The organism is Brevundimonas sp. NPDC090276 (genome assembly GCF_044772165.1).
Classification (GTDB): Bacteria; Pseudomonadota; Alphaproteobacteria; order Caulobacterales; family Caulobacteraceae; genus Brevundimonas.
Window position 1 is genome coordinate 955,740 of record NZ_JBIVYK010000001.1, and the last position, 19,268, is coordinate 975,007.

13 protein-coding genes and 1 riboswitch are annotated in these 19,268 nt (G+C 69.7%); of the genes, 11 read left to right on the forward strand and 2 right to left on the reverse strand.

Annotated elements, in window-relative coordinates:
• Positions 1-85 precede the first annotated feature (85 nt).
• The 9 genes from ACIQTU_RS04660 to ACIQTU_RS04700 all read left to right on the forward strand — a co-directional run bounded on the left by ACIQTU_RS04660 (position 86) and on the right by ACIQTU_RS04700 (position 13,604).
• Positions 86-1,870, forward strand: a complete 1,785-nt coding sequence (locus ACIQTU_RS04660) for a copper resistance system multicopper oxidase (protein WP_400543018.1) — start codon at positions 86-88, stop codon at positions 1,868-1,870.
• Entirely contained in the window at positions 1,867-3,375 is a 1,509-nt protein-coding gene (locus ACIQTU_RS04665; RefSeq protein WP_400543021.1) for a copper resistance protein B, read from the forward strand. Before ACIQTU_RS04660 ends, ACIQTU_RS04665 begins: the two co-directional genes overlap by 4 nt.
• Before the next feature lie 105 nt (positions 3,376-3,480).
• On the forward strand, positions 3,481-3,819 hold the full coding sequence (locus ACIQTU_RS04670; RefSeq protein WP_400543024.1) for a hypothetical protein: 339 nt from the start codon (positions 3,481-3,483) through the stop codon (positions 3,817-3,819).
• Positions 3,820-3,873: 54 nt separating this feature from the next.
• The gene (locus ACIQTU_RS04675; RefSeq protein ID WP_400543027.1) at positions 3,874-5,124 is read left to right on the forward strand and encodes a TolC family protein; all 1,251 of its coding nucleotides are present in this window, start codon (positions 3,874-3,876) and stop codon (positions 5,122-5,124) included.
• A complete protein-coding gene (locus ACIQTU_RS04680) occupies positions 5,124-6,287 on the forward strand; it encodes an efflux RND transporter periplasmic adaptor subunit (RefSeq protein WP_400543030.1) in 1,164 nt (387 codons plus the stop codon). Before ACIQTU_RS04675 ends, ACIQTU_RS04680 begins: the two co-directional genes overlap by 1 nt.
• 10 nt (positions 6,288-6,297) lie before the next feature.
• Positions 6,298-9,510 (forward strand): efflux RND transporter permease subunit, encoded by a 3,213-nt coding sequence (locus tag ACIQTU_RS04685; protein ID WP_400543032.1) that lies wholly within the window; start codon positions 6,298-6,300, stop codon positions 9,508-9,510.
• Between the two features lie 83 nt (positions 9,511-9,593).
• A complete protein-coding gene (gene dusA, locus ACIQTU_RS04690) occupies positions 9,594-10,628 on the forward strand; it encodes a tRNA dihydrouridine(20/20a) synthase DusA (RefSeq protein ID WP_400543766.1) in 1,035 nt (344 codons plus the stop codon).
• A 225-nt stretch (positions 10,629-10,853) separates the two neighbouring features.
• On the forward strand, positions 10,854-11,678 hold the full coding sequence (locus tag ACIQTU_RS04695; protein ID WP_400543035.1) for a sulfite exporter TauE/SafE family protein: 825 nt from the start codon (positions 10,854-10,856) through the stop codon (positions 11,676-11,678).
• A gap of 105 nt (positions 11,679-11,783) precedes the next feature.
• A complete protein-coding gene (locus tag ACIQTU_RS04700) occupies positions 11,784-13,604 on the forward strand; it encodes a methyl-accepting chemotaxis protein (protein WP_400543038.1) in 1,821 nt (606 codons plus the stop codon).
• A 59-nt stretch (positions 13,605-13,663) separates the two neighbouring features.
• On the opposite strand, the gene metB is transcribed toward ACIQTU_RS04700, so the two are convergent.
• Both metB and ACIQTU_RS04710 read right to left on the reverse strand, forming a co-directional pair.
• Complete coding sequence (gene metB, locus ACIQTU_RS04705; protein WP_400543041.1) at positions 13,664-14,845, reverse strand: cystathionine gamma-synthase; 1,182 nt, start codon at positions 14,843-14,845, stop codon at positions 13,664-13,666.
• The gene (locus tag ACIQTU_RS04710) at positions 14,842-15,909 is read right to left on the reverse strand and encodes a homoserine O-succinyltransferase (RefSeq protein WP_400543044.1); all 1,068 of its coding nucleotides are present in this window, start codon (positions 15,907-15,909) and stop codon (positions 14,842-14,844) included. Before ACIQTU_RS04710 ends, metB begins: the two co-directional genes overlap by 4 nt.
• Positions 15,910-15,989: 80 nt before the next feature.
• Positions 15,990-16,114: riboswitch (SAM riboswitch) on the reverse strand.
• A gap of 432 nt (positions 16,115-16,546) precedes the next feature.
• On the opposite strand from ACIQTU_RS04710, the gene ACIQTU_RS04715 reads away from it, so the two are divergent.
• Entirely contained in the window at positions 16,547-18,280 is a 1,734-nt protein-coding gene (locus ACIQTU_RS04715) for a homoserine dehydrogenase (protein ID WP_400543047.1), read from the forward strand.
• A gap of 2 nt (positions 18,281-18,282) precedes the next feature.
• Entirely contained in the window at positions 18,283-19,245 is a 963-nt protein-coding gene (locus ACIQTU_RS04720) for a homoserine kinase (RefSeq protein ID WP_400543050.1), read from the forward strand.
• Positions 19,246-19,268: the final 23 nt, after the last annotated feature.

Genomic DNA, 19,268 nt, shown 5'->3' on the forward strand with positions numbered 1-19,268 from the left:
GGCGTTGCGCCGGGCTGCGTAATAGCAGTGAAGCCCGCGTCGAAATCGTCAGGCGCGGGCCGGTACAAGAAGGATGATCCTCTCCATGTCGAGCATGGCTCTCGATCGCAGATCTCTGTTGCGCGGCGCGGCCGCGGGCGGCGGGCTGCTTGGTCTTTCGGGGCTGCTGCCCGCCTGGGCGCAAACCGGATCACCCGGCCTGCGCGCCGACCTGCCGACGCTGACGGGGCCGAACATCGACCTGACGGTGGGGCACTCCAACTTCACCGTCGGCGGGCGCACGGGCCACGCCTTCACCGTCAACGGCCTCTTGCCCGCGCCCCTGCTGCGCATGCGCGAGGGCCAGAACGTGCGCCTGTCGGTGACCAACACCCTGGACGAAGACACCTCGATCCACTGGCACGGCCTGCTGCTGCCCTTCCAGATGGACGGCGTTCCGGGCGTCAGCTTCCCCGGCATCAAGCCGCGCGAGACCTTCGTCTACGAGTTCCCGATCAAGCAGTCGGGCACCTACTGGTATCACAGCCACTCGGGCCTGCAGGAGGCCATGGGCCACTATGGCCCCATCGTCATCGACCCGGCGGGTGTCGATCCGGTCGGCTATGACCGCGAGCATGTTCTGGTCCTGTCGGACTGGAGCTTCCTGCATCCGCACGAAATCCTGGCCAAGCTGAAGAAGAGCCCCGGCTACTTCAACATGCAGAAGACGACGCTGGCGGGTCTGCTGGACGGCTCGGACGGCATGAATCTGGCCGAGCGCCGGATGTGGGGCGGGATGCGCATGGACCCGCGCGACATCCTCGACGTCAACGGCACCACCTATACCTATCTGGTCAACGGCCACGGCCCTGAAGAGAACTGGACCGGCCTGTTCCGGCCCGGCGAGCGGGTGCGCCTGCGCGTCATCAACGCCTCGGCCATGTCGATCTTCAACGTCCGCATCCCCGGTCTGGCCATGACCGTGGTCCAGGCCGACGGCGAGCACGTGCGTCCGGTCGAGGTCGACGAGTTCCAGATCTCGGTCGCCGAGACCTATGACGTCATCGTCCGCCCGACTGAGGACCGCGCCTACACCATCGTCTCGGAAGCCATCGACCGCTCGGGCATGGGCCGCGCCACCCTGGCCCCGCGTCTGGGCATGACGGCCGAGGTGCCGCCGCTGCGCAAGGTGCCGAACTTGACCATGAAGGACATGGGCATGGGCGGCATGGACCACGGCGCGATGGCCGGGATGGACCATTCGGCCCATGGTGCAGCGGGAGGCGCTGCAGCCGGAGCGGCCGCTGCCGCGCCGATGGATCACGGCGCCATGAGCATGCGCGATCCGAACAATGCCCCTGCTGACATGGCCGTCGGGGTCGGCGTGGACGCCATCGCGCCCGCGCCCGCCAACCGTCTCGGCGACCGCCCGCAGGGGCTTCAGGACGTTGATCACCGGGTGCTGGTCTATACCGACCTGCGCTCGCTGACGCCCAACACGGACACCCGCCCGCCGTCGCGTTCGATGGAAATCCACCTGACCGGCAATATGGAGCGGTTCATGTGGGGCTTTGACGGGCGCAAGTTCTCGGAGCTGGTCGAGCCGATCCGCTTCGAGCTGAACGAGCGGGTGCGCGTGACCCTGGTCAACGACACCATGATGGCCCACCCCATCCACCTGCACGGCCACTTCTTCGAACTGGTCAACGGCCACGACGGCTATCAGCCGCTGAAACACACGGTCAACGTGGCGCCGGGGGGCAAGGTCACCTTCGACCTGACCGCCAATGCGCCGGGCGACTGGGCCTTCCACTGCCACCTGCTGATGCACATGCATGCGGGGATGTTCAACGTCGTCACGGTTCGTCCGCTGGAAGGAGCCGCCCGATGAGCCGCGCCCTGTTCGCCGCTGTCGCGGTTCTGCCCCTGATGCTGGCCGCCGGCTCCGCCGTCGCTCAGAGCCATGGGGAGCATGGAGGCCACGGCGCCCACGCCGCGCCCGTGCGCCCGCCGCAAGCCCGTCCGAGGCCTGCGCCCAAGCCCAAGCCGCGCGTCGCCGCGCCTCGGCCTGCTGCGCCTGCGGCCCCGGCGGCGGCGGACCCGCACGCCGGCCACGACATGAACGGGATGCAGGCGGCTCCGGTCCAGACGCCCGCCGCCGATCCGCACGCGGGTCACAACATGGGCGCGGCCGCAGCTCCCACGACGGAACAACCGACGCCCAGGACCTGCGCCTGCCCCAATTGCGCGGGTCAGGAAGGCGCTCACGCCGGTCACGACATGAGCGACCGCGCTGGCCATGACATGGACTGCATGAAGAAGGCTGCGGCTGAGACGCCTGCTGCCGATCCCCATGCGGGCCATGACATGAGCGGCCATGCGGGGCACGCCGCCCAGCCGGCGCCGGTCGATCCTCATGCCGGTCATGCCATGAGCGCGGCTCCTGCGGCTGCGGCGGACCCGCACGCTGGCCATGACATGAGCGGGATGCAGAGGGCTCCGGCTCAGACGCCTGCCGCCGACCCGCACGCGGGTCACGACATGGCGCCGACCCAGACTGATCCCCGCGCCGGTCATGACATGTCGGCCATGACCGGCGGCGCGCCCAACATCCCGACCAGCGTGGACGCCGTCGGCGGCCGCATGGTCGAGACGCCGCCGCCCGCCGCCGCCCGGGCCGCGCCCGCCCATGCGGCGGACCTGCTGTTCGACCCGGCTGTGATGGCGGCGTCGCGCAAGCAACTGCTGGTCGAGAACGGCGACGTGCGCACGACCGCCGTACTGATCGACACGCTCGAGGCCAGCTTCGGCGACGGCGAGAAGAGCTACAGCTGGAACGCCCAGGGCTGGACTGGCGGCGACATCAACCGCTTCTGGTGGAAGACCGAGGGCGAAGGGGCCTTCGACGGCAAGCTGCACGACGCCGAGCTCCAGGCCCTCTACAGCCGCGCCGTCGCCCCCTTCTGGGACGTGCAGGCCGGCGTGCGTCAGGACTTCCGTCCCGACGGCGACGACACGACCCACCTGACCGTGGGCGTCCAGGGCGTCGCGCCCTACTGGTTCGAGATGAGCGCCGCCGCCTTCCTGTCGACCGAGGGCGATCTGACCGCCCGCGCCGAGGCCGAATACGACCAGCGCATCACCCAGAAGTGGATCCTCCAACCAGCGATCGAGGCGGCCTTCTCGGCGAGCGACATCCCTGAGCTGGAGATGGGTTCGGGTCTGACCTCGGTCACGGCGGGGCTGCGCCTGCGCTACGAAATCCGCAAGGAGTTCGCCCCCTATGTCGGGATTGAGTGGAGCCGCGCGTTCGGTGACACCGCCGACTACGCCAGGGCGCGGGGCGACGACGTGGACGCGACGCGCTTCGTCGTCGGGATCAAGGCCTGGTTCTGATGACGGACCAGCGCTGCGGCGGATCGGCGCGTGGATGATTCAGGGTCGTGCGAACCATTCGCGCCGTGTTATCTGAAGGTCATGGTCTCGGGTGGATTCAGGACGATGGTGTTGGGGGCGCTTCTGGCGCTCGTCGTCACCATGTTCGGTCTCGTGCCCGTCGCCGACGCCGCGGTTTGCGGTCCCGAACTGCCGCATGACGTCGTGGCGGCTGACGGGCTGATCGTCGAAGTCCATGACGCGGATGATGCGGGCGACCACGCCGGTCTGGATGGAGACGCGGCCTGCGCCCACGGCCATTGCCACCACGCCACCAATGCTCTGGCCCCGTTCGGGGGCGTGACCCCCGTGGCGTTTGGCGGGGCTAGTCTGCCGACGCCCGTGCCCGGCGACCTGATGATCTCGCGCGCGCCCAGCGGTCTGGAGCGCCCGCCCCGAAGCTGATCAGACGCCGCGCCGCCTGGCGCGTCTTCTTGTCAGTCATTCGGGATAGGAACCATGAATTCCCTGAAACGCCGGCTGCCGCTTGTCGCGGCCGGCTGCGTCCTGGCCGTCGCGGCCTGGGACGTCGGCCCTGCGCGGGCGGACCCCGCGCCGGCCTATGAGACCCTGCTGCAACGGATCGGTCAGACACCGGCGCGTCAGGAGGCCCAGGCCCTGCTGGAGGCCGCCGAGGCGCGCCTGCATCAGGCGGGCGTCCGACCGAACCCCGAACTGGCCGTGCGCGCCGACGGGGTGTTGGGCGGCAAGCCCTACGCGGGGTGGGGTGAGGCCGAGATCAGTCTCGACGTCACCCAGAACCTGGAACTGGGCGGGCGTCGCGGCGCGCGCATCGACGTGGCCCGCGCGGAAGCGGGGATCAGCGCCCTGCGCCGGGATTTGACGGACGCCGAGACGGTCGCGCGTCTGGCCCTGACCTATGCCGAGGCCGAGGCGGCCGAGCGTCGCTTCGCGCTGGCCGAGGAGGCCCTGGCCCTGGCCCTGGCCGATGCCCGCGCCGCCATGGCGCTGGTAGAGGAGGGACGCGAGCCTCTGTTGCGCGGCATCCAGGCGGAAACCGAAGCCGCCGCCGCGCGCATCTCCACGGAAGAGGCCCGCGCCGAGCGCGACGCAGCCTTTGCCCGATTGACCGCTGTGGCCATGCTGCCGACGCCGGTGACGTCGGTTGGCGACGGCCTGTTGGACCGGACCTCTCCGACCTTTCCAGACAGCGGCGAGACCTCGTTGACGGTGCGTGTGGCCGAGGCCGAGGCCGAAACCGCGGCGCGCCGGATCCGGCGCGAGCAGATCGAGGCGCGGCCCAATGTCAGCGCTTCGGTGGGGGTGACCCGCTATCAGGCCGAGGACGCCACGGCCCTGACGTTCGGCGTCTCCATGCCTCTGCCGCTGTTCGATCGCAATCGCGGCAATATCGACGCCGCGCGGGCTGAACACCGCGCCGCCGAGGCCCGCGTGACGGGCGCGCGAATGGCCGAGGCCGCCGAGCGCAGCGCGGCCCTGGCCCGGCTGCGGGTCTCGGCCAACCGGGTGGCGGTCGGCGACATGGGCGTGACCTCGGCCGAGGAAGCCTATCGCCTGTCGCGGCTTGGGTTCGAGGCGGGACGCATCTCCCAGCTTGAACTCCGTTCGACCCGCTCGGCCCTGATCGCGGCGCGCGACGCCGCCGTCGAGGCCCGTCTGGCGCGGGTGCGCGCCGAAGTTGATCTGGCGCGCCTGCAGGGCCGCGCCCCCTTTGAAGGAGGTCGCTGATGCGTCCGTTCATGAACAACCGCGCCCGGCTTCTGACGGGCGCGGCCGTCGTCGTCATCGCTGTCGGCGGGGCGGCCTTTCTGCTGACTCGCGACGGCGCGGAGCCAGCGCAGGCGGTCGCCGCCGAGGCTGAGGCCGAGGCGGCTGAAGCGCCCGAAGGCGTCGTCCAACTGACCGCCGAACAGATGCAGGCCTCGGGTATTTCGGTCGTCTCTGTCGAGCGCGGCGGCGGCGGCGAGGTGCGCCTGTCCGGGCGGGTCGAGCCGATGATCGACGCTCGCGCGGCGGTCGCGGCGCCGGTCGGCGGGCGCGTCGAGCGGGTGCTGGTCGCCCCCGGCCAAGCGGTGCGAGCCGGTCAGGTTCTGGCCGTGGTGGTCAGTGGCGACGCCGCCGTCATGCGCGCCGACGCCGACGCGGCCTCGGCCGCCGCCGACGCTGCCCGTAGCGCCTATCAGCGCGACAGCCGTCTGGCGGAACAGGGCGTGGTCGCGCGCCAGGACGTCGAGGCCGCCCACGCCCGCTATCTGGGGGCCGAGGCGGCGGGGCGCGCGGCTCGCGCGCGGGTCGCGGCCAGCGGCGCGCCGAACGCGGCGGGTCGGCTGAGCGTGACGACGCCGATCTCGGGCGTGGTGACCTCGGTTCAGGTCGGCCCGGGGGGCTTTGCGGCCCAGGGTGGCGTGGTGGCCGAGGTCTCGGACCCGACCCGCGTCGATCTGGTCTTCCACGCCCCGCCGCTGGCGGCGGTGCAGGCGCGGCTCGGCTCGACCATCAAGGTGCAGGGACCGGCCGGCGCGTTCGACGCGGTCGTTACTGGCGTGGCGGCGGGGGCGGGCGGCGACAGCGGCGCGACAGTCGTTCGCGCCCGTCCGACCCAGGGCCAGCCGCCGCCGGCCGGGGCGTCGGTCACGGGCGTTCTGACGACCACAGCGGCCCCGGGCGCTGTGACCGTGCCGACCGAAGCGGTGCAGACCGTGGAGGGGAGCGCCGTGGTGTTCGTCCAGACCAAGGACGGCTTCCGCGCCGCGCCGGTGCTGACCGGACGTCAGGCGGGGGGACGGACGGAGATCCTGCGCGGGCTGAACGGCGACGAACGGATCGCCGCCGCCGGGGCCTTCCTGCTGAAGGCCCAACTGGGCCTCGGCGACGCCGATCACGGTCACTAAGGGGCGTTCGATGTTCAAACTCATCATTGAGGCCTCGGTCCGCCATCGCTGGTTCGTGGTGTTGGCGGCGGCCCTGATCGCGGGTCTCGGCCTGTATAATCTGACCCGCCTGCCGATCGACGCGGTGCCGGACATCACCAACCGGCAGGTGCAAATCACCACCCTGGCGCCGGCCCTGTCGCCGGATCAGGTCGAGCGGCAGGTCACCTATCCACTGGAGACGGCGATGGCGGGCCTACCGGGGCTGGAAAGCACCCGCTCCCTGTCGCGCAACGGCTTCAGCCAGATCACCGTCGTCTTCACCGACCGCACCGACATCTATTTCGCCCGCCAGCAGGTGGTCGAGCGGATGCGGGGCGCGGCGGCGGACCTGCCCGAAGGCGTGGAGCCGGCCCTGGCCCCCATCACCACGGGTTTGGGCGAGGTGCTGATGTGGACGGTCGACTATGCGCCGTTCAATGCCCGCAAGGTCGCCAGGACAGGTCAGCCCGGATGGCAGGCCGACGGCGCCTATCTGACGCCCGAAGGTGAGCGTCTGGCGACCGCAAAGGAGCGCGCCACCTATCTGCGGACGGTGCAGGACTGGATCATCGCGCCGCAGATGCGGAACACGCCCGGCCTGGCCGGGATCGACGTCAACGGCGGCTATGTGAAGGAATATGCTGTGCGGCCCGACGTAGCGGCTTTGACCCGTTACGGTCTGTCCGTGACCGATCTGGCCCAGGCGCTGGAGCGGGCCAACGTCCAGTCCGGCGCCGGCTATGTCCAGCGCGCGGGCGAGGCCTTGGTGGTGCGCGTCGATGCACGGGCGAGCACGCTGCAGGATCTGGCCCAGGCGCCGGTCGTCAACCGGGCTGGGCTGACGGTGCGGGTCTCTGATGTGGCCACGGTCGAGATCGGCCAGGCGCCGCGTCTGGGCGGCGCCAGTCGAGACGGTCACGAGGCGGTTCTGGGCACCGCCCTGATGCTGGCTGGCGAGAACAGCCGCACAACGGCTCAGGCGGCGGCCCGGCAACTGGCCAGGGTCAACGACAGCCTGCCGCCCGACGTGTTGGCCGAGCCGGTTCTGGACCGCAGCGCCCTGGTAAATTCCACTATCGCCACCGTGGCCCGGAATCTGACCGAGGGGGCGATGCTGGTCATCGTCGTCCTCTTCCTGCTGTTGGGTAATTTCCGCGCGGCGGCGATCACGGCCCTGATGATCCCGCTGAGCTTCCTGTTCGCCGTCATCGGCATGAACCGGTTCGGCATCAGCGGAAACCTGATGAGCCTCGGCGCGCTCGACTTCGGCCTGATGGTCGACGGCGGCGTGGTGGTGATCGAAAACACCCTGCTGATGCTGAGCCGGAAGCGCGGTGCAATAGGGCGGGCCCTGGTCGTGCGTGAACGTCTCGACATCGCGGTTCGGGCGGCGCGTCAGATGGTCAAGCCGGCGGCCTTTGGCCAACTGATCATCCTGCTCGTCTTCACGCCGCTGCTGATGCTCGACGGGGTCGAGGGCAAGACCTTCGTGCCCATGGGGGCGACGGTCATGCTGGCCCTGATCGGGGCCTTCATTTTCTCCTTCACCTTCGTTCCAGCCATGACGGCCCTGTTGGTGCGTGAGCCGAAGCAGGTCCATCTGGACGCACACGGTCGGGTCGAGGAGCATGAGACGCGCCTTCTGCGCTTGGCTCGTCGCGGCGTCGAGCCCGCCATCCGCGCGGCGGCGACGCGGCCCAAGGTGGTGCTGGCGGCGGCCCTAGGGGCGCTGGTTCTGGGCGGGATTTCGTTCACGCTTCTGGGGCGCGAGTTTATTCCGACCCTGGACGAGGGCGACATCGCCATGCAGGCGTCGCGCGTCCCCTCGGCCTCGCTGGAGCAGTCGTTGCAGATGCAGATGGGGCTGGAGCGCGTCATCACCGCACTGCCGGAAGTCGAGACGGTGTTTTCACGCACGGGCACGGCCGAGGCGGCGGTCGACCCCATGCCGGTCAACATCTCGGACAGCGTCATCATCCTGAAGGACCGCAAGGCCTGGCCCGATCCGAAGCTGTCGAAAGAAGAGCTGATTGCGCGGATCGAAAAGGCGGCCAGCCAGCAGATCGGCAACAGCTTCGAGTTCAGCCAACCCATCGAGCTGCGCTTCAACGAACTGATCTCGGGCGTGCGCAGCGACCTGGCCGTCATGGTCTATGGCGAGGATTTCGAGGTCATGAAATCGGTCGCGGATCAGGTCGCGGACCGCCTGCGCCAGACGCCGGGCGCGGCCGATGTCAAGGTGGAGCAGGTGTCGGGCCTGCCGACCCTGACGGTCAGCGTGGATCGCTTCAACGCCGCCAACTACGGCCTGTCGGCGGCGGATGTCAGCGAGACGGTGTCCGCAGCGGTAGGCGGGGCCGAGGCCGGTCAGGTCTTCGAGGGCGACCGTCGTTTCGACGTGGTGGTGCGTCTGGCCGACGAGGGCCGCAATGATCCCGCCGCCTTGGAAGCTCTGCCGATGGTCGCGGCCAATGGGGTCATCGCGCCCCTGTCGACGGTGGCGCGTATCCAGACGGGCGAGGGGCCGAACCAGATCAGCCGCCACGACGGCAGTCGCCGCATCGTGGTCCAGGCCAATGTGCGCGGTCGCGATCTGGGCGGCTTCGTCGCCGAGGCCCAGGGTGCGATAGCGGACGTGCCGCTGCCGCCCGGCTATCGGCTGGAGTGGGGCGGTCAGTTCGAGAACCTGAAGCGAGCCGAGCAACGGCTGTCGCTGGTCCTGCCAGTGGTCTTCGTCCTGATCGGGGTCCTGCTGTTCATGGCTCTGGGCTCGTTCACTGAGGCGGGGTTGGTCTTCGCCTGCGTGCCTCTGGCCCTGGTCGGCGGGGCGCTGGCCCTGTTGTTGCGGGGGATGCCCTTCTCGGTCTCGGCGGCAGTCGGCTTCATCGCTGTTTCGGGGGTGGCGACGTTGAACGGTCTGGTGCTGATGCAGGCCATTCGTGAGCGGCTGGAGGCGGGGCTGGCCCCGTTCGAGGCGGCGGTCCAGGGGGCGTCCAGTCGGTTGCGGGCGGTGCTGACCACGGCGACCGTGGCCATCGTCGGCTTCCTGCCCATGGCCCTGGCGCACGGCGCGGGCGCCGAGGTGCAGAAGCCGCTGGCGACGGTGGTGATCGGCGGCCTGCTGACCGCCACGGCCCTGACGCTGCTGGTCCTGCCGACGTTCGCGGCGCGGACGGTGAAACGACGGGAGAGGGCGATCTAGCCGCCTCATTCGCGCTGCGGGAAGGTTTGCCCTATATAGCCGGCCTTCCCGCCGCCAATCCCCGCCGCTTGACTTCCCGAGTGATGACGCAACACCTGCCGCACAGACTGTCCGTCGCCCCGATGATGGACTGGACCGACCGCAACTGCCGGGCGTTTCACCGCGCCCTGAGCAGCCGGGCGCTGCTCTATACCGAGATGGTCACGGCCCCGGCGGTGATCCACGGCGACCGCGAGCGGCTGCTGGGCTTCGACGCGGTCGAGCATCCGGTGGCGCTGCAGCTGGGCGGTTCAGACCCGGTGCAACTGGCCGAGGCGGCGAAGATCGGCGAGGCCTACGGCTATGACGAGATCAACCTGAACGTCGGCTGCCCCTCGGACCGGGTGCAGTCGGGCAAGTTCGGCGCCTGCCTGATGCGCGAGCCGGAGCTGGTGGCCGACTGCATGGCGGCGATCAAGGGCGCGGTCAGCGTCCCCGCCACCGTCAAATGCCGCATCGGCGTCGACGATCAGGACCCGGAAGTCAGCCTGTTCGCCACGGTGGACGCCTCGGCGGCGGTGGGGATCACCAGCTTCATCGTTCATGCGCGCAAGGCCTGGCTGAAGGGCCTGTCGCCCAAGGAAAACCGCGACGTGCCGCCGCTGGACTATGATCTGGTGCGGCGCCTGAAGCGCGAGCGGCCGCATCTGACCATCTGCATCAACGGCGGGATCGGCGATCTGGATCAGGCCGAGGCGCATCTGGAAGACGCGGACGGCGTGCAGTTGGACGGTGTCATGCTGGGCCGCGCCGCCTATCACGAGCCGGCCCTGCTGGGGCAGGTGGATCGCCGCATCTTCGGCATGGATGTCGAGGACGTCGATCCCTTCGCCGCCATCGAGCGCTATCGTCCCTATATGGCCGGGCGGCTGGCCGAGGGCGCGCATCTGGCCAGCATGGCGCGGCATATGCTGGGCCTGATGCACGGTCGGGCCGGGGCGCGGGCCTTCCGCCGCATCCTGACCGTTGAAGGCGTGAAGGCCGGGGCCGGGCTGGAGGTTGTGGACCGCGCGGTCGAGGCCGTGCGCGAGGCCGAGGCGCGGCAGGCGCGGCTTGGCGAGAGCGAAGAAGCGGCCTGATCTCTACTTTCGTCACCCTCCGGCAAGTCGCGCAGCGGCGCTGACCGGGGGGGCAGCGGCGCCCGTGAGGGCGAAAGCTGCACGCGCGACGCCTGCTTTAAAGGTCGCCTTCGGCGCCGCTGGGTCCCCCGGTCGCCCTGCGGACGCCGGAGGATGACGAAAGGCGGGGTAGGTTGACGCCCTTTCCGGGATGACGCTGGCGAAGGCTGCGGCTATGCCCAGGCCATGAGCGCTCTGCCCCTGTCCGAACTGCTGATGATGTTCGCCGCCCTGATCGCGGCGGGCGCGGTGGCGGGCGTCATCGGCGGCCTGTTCGGAGTCGGCGGCGGGACGGTGCTGGTGCCGGCGCTGTTCTACGCCTTTTCGGTGCTGGGGGTGGGCGGAGAGAGCAATCTGCACGTCGCCATCGGCACCTCGCTGCTGACCATCGTCGCCACCTCGCTGCGGTCGTTGGCGACCCACCGGGCGCATGGGGCGGTGGACGAGCAGGTGTTGAAGACCTGGACGCCCTGGGTGGCGTTCGGCGGTCTGGTCGGCGCGGCGATCGCGGGCTTCACCTCGATGGAGGGGCTGGCCGTCGTCTATGGCGTATGCCTGTTGCTGATCGCCATGCAGATGGGGCTGCTGCCCGAGCATGTGACCCTGCGCAAGGACCTGCCGACCGGCTGGGGACGGCGCGGGGTGGGCACAGGCATCGGCCTGCTGTCGGCCATGATGGGCGTCGGCGGGGGCAGTTTCGGGGGCATGATGATGACCCTGTGCGGTCGGCCGATCCATCAGGCGGTGGCCACGGCCAGCGGCTTCGGTCTGGCCATCGGCGCCACGGCGGCCCTGGGTTTTGCCGCCTTTGGCTGGGACGCGCCGGGGCGTCCGCCGCTGTCGCTGGGTTACGTCAACGTCCCGGCGGCGGTGATCATGGGGCTGCTGACGGCCTTGACCGCGCCCTATGGCGCGCGGCTGGCGCACCGGCTGAACCGAAAGGTGCTGCGCAAGGCCTTCGCGGTCTACCTGCTGCTGACCGCCCTGTCGGTGGTGCTGAAGGCGCTTTGAGAAACGTCCATTTCGCCTACGTAAATTTCCGGGGTGCGACGATAAGGCTTTGGCGAACAGCGCGCGGTTAGGGAGAGGCTGTAGTCCTCCCCCCGAGCGTAGAAAATGCTGCAAAACCTGTCCGTTCCCAAGAAGCTGATGCTGTCCTTCGCCGCCGTGATCGCGGCCTGCGGGATGGCCACCATGGTGGTCCTGTGGGCCGTGACGGTGCTGCAACGCGCTGACGCCGCCAACGCCGCCTCCGCCGAAATGTTCAAGGCCTCGGACCTGGTGCTGGCCGCCGCGGTCGAGCAGCAGAACGCCATGCGCGCCTTTGTGGCGACGCGCGACGCTGACTTCATTCCCAAGTACGAGGAGCCGGGCAAGGTTCTGGTGTCGCGGCTGGCCGACCTGGCCGCCGCCGACGTCAACGCCGCCTATGGTCAGGAGCAGACGGCGCTGAAGGGCGCGGTCGACGCCTTCCACCAGAGCGCCGACGGCCTGATCGCCCTGGCCCGGGACCCCGCCACCCAGCCCCAGGCTATCGCCGGACTGGAAGCTGGCGCGCGCTTGTCGGACATTCGCGCCGCCATCGGCGCCATTCAGGAAAAGGAGGCGGTGGTCGCCGCTGCTAACGCCGAGGCCAAGGCCTTCGCCTACAAGGAAGCCTACTGGAGCTTCGCCATCGGCGGGGTCGTGGCGCTAATCATCGCGCTCGGCGCCATCGCCTGGCTGATCGGCGCGCTGAGCCGCCCGGTCGAAGCCATGACCCGCGCCATGGCCCGTTTGGCCTCGGGCGATCTGAACGTCGCCATTCCCGCCGTGGGTCGCCGCGACGAGATCGGCCACATGGCCGACGCCGTCCTGACCTTCAAGCAGAACGCCGAGGAGAAGGTGCGTCTGGAAGCCGAGGCCGAGGTCCAGCGCGCCGCCGCCGAACAGGCCCGCATTGCCCAGGCCGAGCGCGACGCAGAGGCGGCCCGCCAGCAGGCCCAGGTCGTGGACGGCATCGCCGCCGGTCTGGATCGTCTGTCCCACGGCCAACTGGCCTATCGCCTGAACACCGCCTTCGCGCCCGAGTATGAAAAGCTGCGCGCCGACTTCAACGCGGCGATGGCCCAACTGCAGAACACGATGCGCGTCATCGTCGATCGCTCCAGCGCCATCGGCGCCAGCGCCCATGAGATCAGCCAGGCCTCCGACGACCTGTCGCGCCGCACCGAGCAGCAGGCCGCCTCGCTGGAGGAAACCGCCGCCGCTCTGGAACAGATCACCGCCACCGTGGCCCGCTCGGCCGAGGGCGCCATCGAGGCCGGCGGCGTCGTCGACGGCGCCCGTCAGGAAGCGACCCAGGGCCAGGCCGTGGTCGGCCGCGCCATCGTCGCCATGGGCGAGATCGAGCAGTCCTCGAACGAGATCGGCAACATCATCGGCGTGATCGACGAGATCGCCTTCCAGACCAACCTGCTGGCCCTGAACGCGGGCGTCGAGGCGGCGCGCGCGGGCGAAGCCGGCCGCGGCTTCGCCGTGGTCGCTTCGGAAGTGCGGGCTCTGGCCCAGCGTTCGGCCGAGGCGGCGAAAGAGATCAAGACCCTGATCTCGGCCTCCAGCCGTCAGGTCGGCGAGGGCGTGTCTCTGGTCGGCGACACCGGCCATGCGCTGGAACGGATCGCCGAGCAGATCACGCGCCTGACCGCCATCGCCCGCGAGATTTCAGCCTCGTCGCAGGAGCAGTCCAGCGGCCTGCAACAGGTCAACATCGCTGTGGCCCAGATGGATCAGGTCACCCAGCAGAACGCGGCCATGGTCGAGGAATCCACCGCCGCCAGCCACTCGCTGGCGCAGGACGCGCGCGAGCTGGACCGGATGATGGGTCAGTTCTCGCTGGAGGACGCCGCCATGGACGCGCGCGGTCAGCAGCGGATGCTGGAGCGCGCGGTGGCCTGACAGCCTGGCGCGAGTGAAGATGAGGGCCTCTCCGGCGAACCGGAGAGGCCCTTTTCGCATCAGGCTGCCTGTTGCAGCACCAGGGCGTCGAGCGCCTGAACCAGATCGGCCAGAATATCGTCCTGATGCTCAAGCCCGACCGACAGGCGGATCAGGCCGTCGGTGATGCCGGCGGTGACGCGGGCGTCAGGCGTCATGGCGGCATGGGTCATGGTGGCGGGGTGGGCGATCAGGCTTTCGACGCCGCCCAGCGACTCGGCCAGGGTGAAGATGTCGAGGTTGTCGATCAGCTCGCGCACGGCGTCCGTGCCGCCGTTCAGCTCAAAGCTGAGCATGGCGCCCGGTCCCGACTGCTGGCGCGCCGCAAGCGCGTAACCGGGGTGGGACTTCAGGCCCGGATAGTGGACGGCCTTGACCGCAGGGTGCGCTTCCAGCGCGGCGGCGACCAGGCCCGTGGTGGTCTGCTGGCGCTCGATGCGGGTGAACAGGGTGCGTAAGCCCCGCAGGGTCTGATAGGCGTCGAACGGTGAGCCGGTGACGCCCAGGCAGTTGGCCCACCAGGCCAGCTCGGCATGATCCGCCGGATCCGCCGCGACCACGGCGCCGCCGACCACGTCGGAGTGACCGTTGATGTATTTCGTGGTCGAGTGAACGACGATGTCGGCGCCCAGCTCCAGAGGGCGTTGCAGGGCGGGCGACAGGAAGGTGTTGTCGGCCACCACCTTGGCCCCGACCGCATGGGCGCGACGACAGACGTCGGCCACATCCACCACGCGCAGCAAGGGGTTGGACGGGGTCTCGATCAGCACCAGCTTGCAGCCATCAGCCAGCGCCGCGTCGAGGGCCGCGCCGTCGTTCTGATCAATGAAGGCGACGCGGAAGTGGCCCTTCTTGGCCCGCGCCGTCAGCAGGCGGTGGGTGCCGCCGTAGCAGTCGTGCGGCGCGATCAGCAGCTCGCCGGGGTTGAGCAGGCTCAGCGGCAGATCGACCGCGGCCATGCCGGTGGCGGTGATGACGGCGCCGGCGCCGCCTTCCAGCTCGGCCAGGGTCTCGGCCAGGACGTCGCGGGTCGGGTTGCCCGAGCGCGAGTAGTCATACTTCCGCTTCTGGTCGAAGCCGGCGAAGGAATAGTTGGACGACAGATACAGCGGCGGCATGACCGCGCCGTGGGCCGTGTCCGTATCGACGCCCGAGCGGGCGGCGATGGTGCGGGGATCGGCGGGACGGGCGGCGCGGCTCATTGGTCGATGTCCTTCAGTACGGAAGTCAAAATGTCAGCGACCAGAACGTCTTCCTTGAGGAAGGCGTCGTGGCCGTAGAGGGAGGGATGCTGTTCGAAGCGCCAGAGGTTGGGCAGGCGCGCGGCCAGCTCCTTCATGTCGTCGATGGGGCAGAGGCGATCGGTGGTGAAGCCGATCAGGGTGACGGGGGCGGTGATGGCCTCGGGCTCGACCCGGTGGCGGTCGATGGAGTCCGATAGGCTCAGCCAGCGCGACGGCGTGGTGCGGTCGCGATAGGCCCGGCCGCGCGCCGTCAGATAATCGCAGACGGGATAGGCTTGCCCTGCGTGGCTGGGGGCCTCGGAATCGAAGCGCTCGCCGAACTCGTCGGGGGTGCGATAGGTGGTCATGGCCAGCTCGCGGGCCAGGCCGACGGCCTGATCCACGCGGCCGGTCTCAAGGCCCAGTTGCAGGATGCGGCGCTGGATGCCGCGCCAGGCCGTGGCCAGCGGGTGAGGGCGGTGGGCGGCGGACACCACCACCAGTTGCTCGGCCCAGTCGGGGAAGAGTTCGCCGAAGGCCAGGGCGATCATGCCGCCGTAGGAGCAGCCGATGAAGGCCGCGACCTTGTCCACGCCGAGGTGGTCCAGCAGCAGGGCCAGCAGCCGCGCCTGATCCTGGGTGGTGATGGTCAGCGGGGTTTTCGGATCCTTCACGCCGTCGCCGAATTCCGGCGCGAAATCGAAGGCCAGGACGCGGAAGCGGGTCAGGTCGATGGGGGCGCGAACGCCCACGGCGCCCGACCACCAGCCCAGGCCCTTGGTCTCGGTGCGGTGGACGTAGCGGTCGGCGGAGATGCCGCCAGCCACGACGATCAGGGGGGCGCCGGCCTTGCCGTGCAGACGACCGACGACCTGCTTCTGGTTCAGGGTTCCGCCAAAATCCAGCGGGAAGCCATCGGGGATGGGGACGAAGACGTCATGGGCGCCGTCGCGCGACAGTAGCTCGGACGGACGGCGTGCGGACGCGGGCCGACAGGCGGGGTCTTCGACGGCTTCGACAGGTTCGATCAGGGCCAGGGTCATGGGTCTCGGTCACTCAGCAAAACGGCTCGCCAAGGAACCCATGCAGTGACAGACCGTGGAACTTCGCCTCGTCGATGCTCCACCCATCTCTCGCGGCCCCCGAGACAAGCTCGGGAACCCCGCAGGAGTTGGCACCGTTTCGGGCGGAACCCGATGGTTGCCCCGGCGTCAAAGGGCCTAATCCCTCAGCCGGTCTTGATGAGTGACCTTACGTTGCGGTTGCGAAGGGCGCCGGTCAAGCGGAAAATTTCACCTCATTTGCGGCGATGGTGGTCGAAAGTCGGTGAAAACGCGCTTTTGGTGTTGTCATGAGAAAAATTTATCCTTTCCGGGGTTGACGCGGTGCGGGGTCGTGCACCACCCTTGAGGCAAGATTTTCAACCGGACGCCGCCTGTGCTTCACCGCCTCGCCAGCATGCAGATGACCGCGATCGCCGCTTCGGCGACGGGTCTCTTTGCGTCCATGATTACGACCACCGGTACCACCACCATGCCCTTGCGGGCGGGGACCGGATGATGCGCGCCGCCTAGGCGAGAAACGCAAAAACCGAACACCCCGCCCGGACCTCCGGGCGGGTTTTTTTATGGCCCGAGCCCACGCCGACCTTCCCCAGACCCCGCCTTCAGGATCACCCCGATGCCCGCCTCCGCCCTCGCTCTCGTCGCCGATAAACAGAAACTGCAAGCGGCGCCCGACGCCGAAGTCGTGGTGCTGAAGTTCGGCTCCTCCGTCCTGCGCAACGCCGCCGAAGCCCCCGCCGTGGCCTCGGAAATCTACGGCCATGTCCGCGCGGGCCGCAAAGTGGTGGCGGTGGTTTCGGCCCTTTCGGGTCACACGGACCGGCTGCTGGCCGACGCCCGCGCCCTGGGTCTGGATCACGAGAACGAACTGCTGCCCGCCTATGTGGTGCTGGGCGAGGAAAAGGCGGCGGCCCTGGTCGCCATCGCCTGCGACCGGGTGGGGCTGGACGCGGTGGGTCTGTCGGTGCGGGAACTGGGTATCGTGGTCGAGGGGCCGGCGCAGCACGCCCGCCCCGTCAGCCTGAAGGGCGACCGGCTGGCGCAGGCCCTGGCCGAGCATGAGGTGGTGGTGGTCCCCGGTTTCGGCGGCGTACGCTCCAACGGCCGGGTGGCCCTGCTGGGACGCGGCGGGTCGGACCTGACGGCGGTGGTTCTGGCGGCCGAACTGGGTCTGGACCGGGTGCGCCTGGTGAAGGATGTGGACGGTCTCTATGACCGCGATCCAGCCTCGGAAACGGGCACGCCGCTGCGCTATCGCCGCGCCAGCTGGGAGACGGCGCGCCAGTTGGGCGGGGCCCTGGTTCAGCATGACGCCATCGATCTGGGCATGCAGCACGGGGTCGAGATCGAGGTCGCCGCCCTGGGCCGCGCCGAGGGGACGGTGGTCGGCGAGCGCGGCGCCCCTCCTGGCCCGGTCCAGCCGAACGCCCCGCTGCGCGTGGCCCTGGCCGGTTGCGGCGTCGTCGGCGGCGGGCTGCTGAACCGTCTGCTGCCCGACAAACGCTATGAGGTGGTCGGGGTTCTGGTCCGCAACCCGGGCAAGGCGCGCGATGTGTCCGCCCCCGCCGACCTGTTCACCAGCGACGTCGAGGGCCTGCTGGCCAAGAAGCCTGACCTGCTGCTGGAGGCCCTGTCGGAAGGCGAGGCCGGTCACGCCCTGATCCGCCGCGCGCTGGAGGCCGGCTGCGACGTGGTCAGCGCCAACAAGCAGGCCGTGGCTCGCGATCCGGCAGGCCTTCAGGCTCTGGCCGCCGCCAACGGCTGTCGCGTCGCCTGGTCGGCCTCGGTCGGCGGCGGGGCGCCGATGATCGAGACCCTGCGCGCCGCCCGCGCCGCCGGCCCCGTCGCTGGCTTCGAGGCGGTGCTGAACGGCACGGTCAACTTCATGCTGCAACGTCTGGGCGAGGGCGCGGCCTTCGCCGACGCCCTGTCCGACGCCCGCGTGGCGGGCTTCGCTGAGGAAGACCCGTCGTCGGATCTGGAGGGTCACGACGCCGCCGCCAAGGTCAAGCTGCTGTCCTTCGAGGCCTTTGGTCACGCCCCCGCCGACCTGCCGCGCGACGAGCTGTCGGCGGAAACGCCGCTGGGCGACCGGCCCGTGCGCCAGATCGGCGCCTGTCACGACCGCGACGGTCGTCTGGACGCCTCGGTCCGGCTTGACGGCGATCTGAAAGACGCGCTCTTCCAGTCGCTGAACGGAGAGAGAAACGCCTTGAAAGTCTATGGACAGGACGGTCGCGTCTGGACGTGCAAGGGGCGCGGCGCCGGGCGCTGGGCCACGACCGAGAGCGTGCTGGCCGATGTGGCCGACGTGGTGCGCGCCCGTCGCGCGGCGGCGGAGCTAGTCTAGATATGGCTGTCTTCACGCCCGTCACGCCGGATCAGGCCGCTGACTATCTCATGCGTTACCCCCTGGGCGATCTGGTCGCGCTGACGCCGATCGCCGAGGGGGTCGAGAACACTAACTACAAGCTGGAAACCACGTCCGGCGCCTATGTCCTGACCCTGTTCGAGGGACGGACGGACGCGGCGTCTCTGCCCTTCTGCCTGGGCCTGACCCGGCATCTGTCGGCGCGCGGCTTCCCCACGCCGTCGCCGGTGGCGGATCATCAGGGCGAGATCATCGGTCATCTGAACGGCCGCGCCGCCGCCATCCTGAACTGGGCGCCGGGCGCCTGGAAGCGTCAGCCATCGGACAAGGAGCAGTATCGCGCCGGACAGGTGCTGGCCCTGCTGCACCTCGACGCCGCCGACTTCGCACTGGAGCGGAAAAACCCGGTCGGGCCCGAGGCCTGGGCGGCGCTGGCCGCGCGCTGCGATGCGCCCGCGAAAGGCGTCGACCGCAAGATGCTGGATCAGATCAAGGCCCTGCTGCCGCGTCTGGCCGAGCCGTGGAGCGACCCGGCCCTGCCGCGCGGACCGATCCACGCCGACTACTTCCCCGACAACGTCCTGTTCGCGACCAACGAGCACGGGAAGTGCGACGTCGGCGGGGTGATCGACTTCTACTTCGGCTGCACCGACGTCCTGGCCTATGACCTGGCCATTGCGCTGAGCGCCTGGGGCTTTGACGCTGAGGGCCGGCCCATGCACTCGGCCCTGCGCGCCTTCCAGAAGGGCTATGAATCCGTGCGTCCCCTGACGCCCGCCGAGGCTGCAGCGCTTCCCGGACTGGGCGCGGCGGCGGCGGTGCGCTTCACCCTTACCCGCCTGCACGACCGCCTGTTCCACGACCCCGCCAACCTGGTCACGCCGAAGGACCCGGCGCCCTTCTTCCGGCGGCTGGACTACTGGAAGGCGGCGGAAGTGGCTTGAGGACATCCTCTTCGCCGTAAACG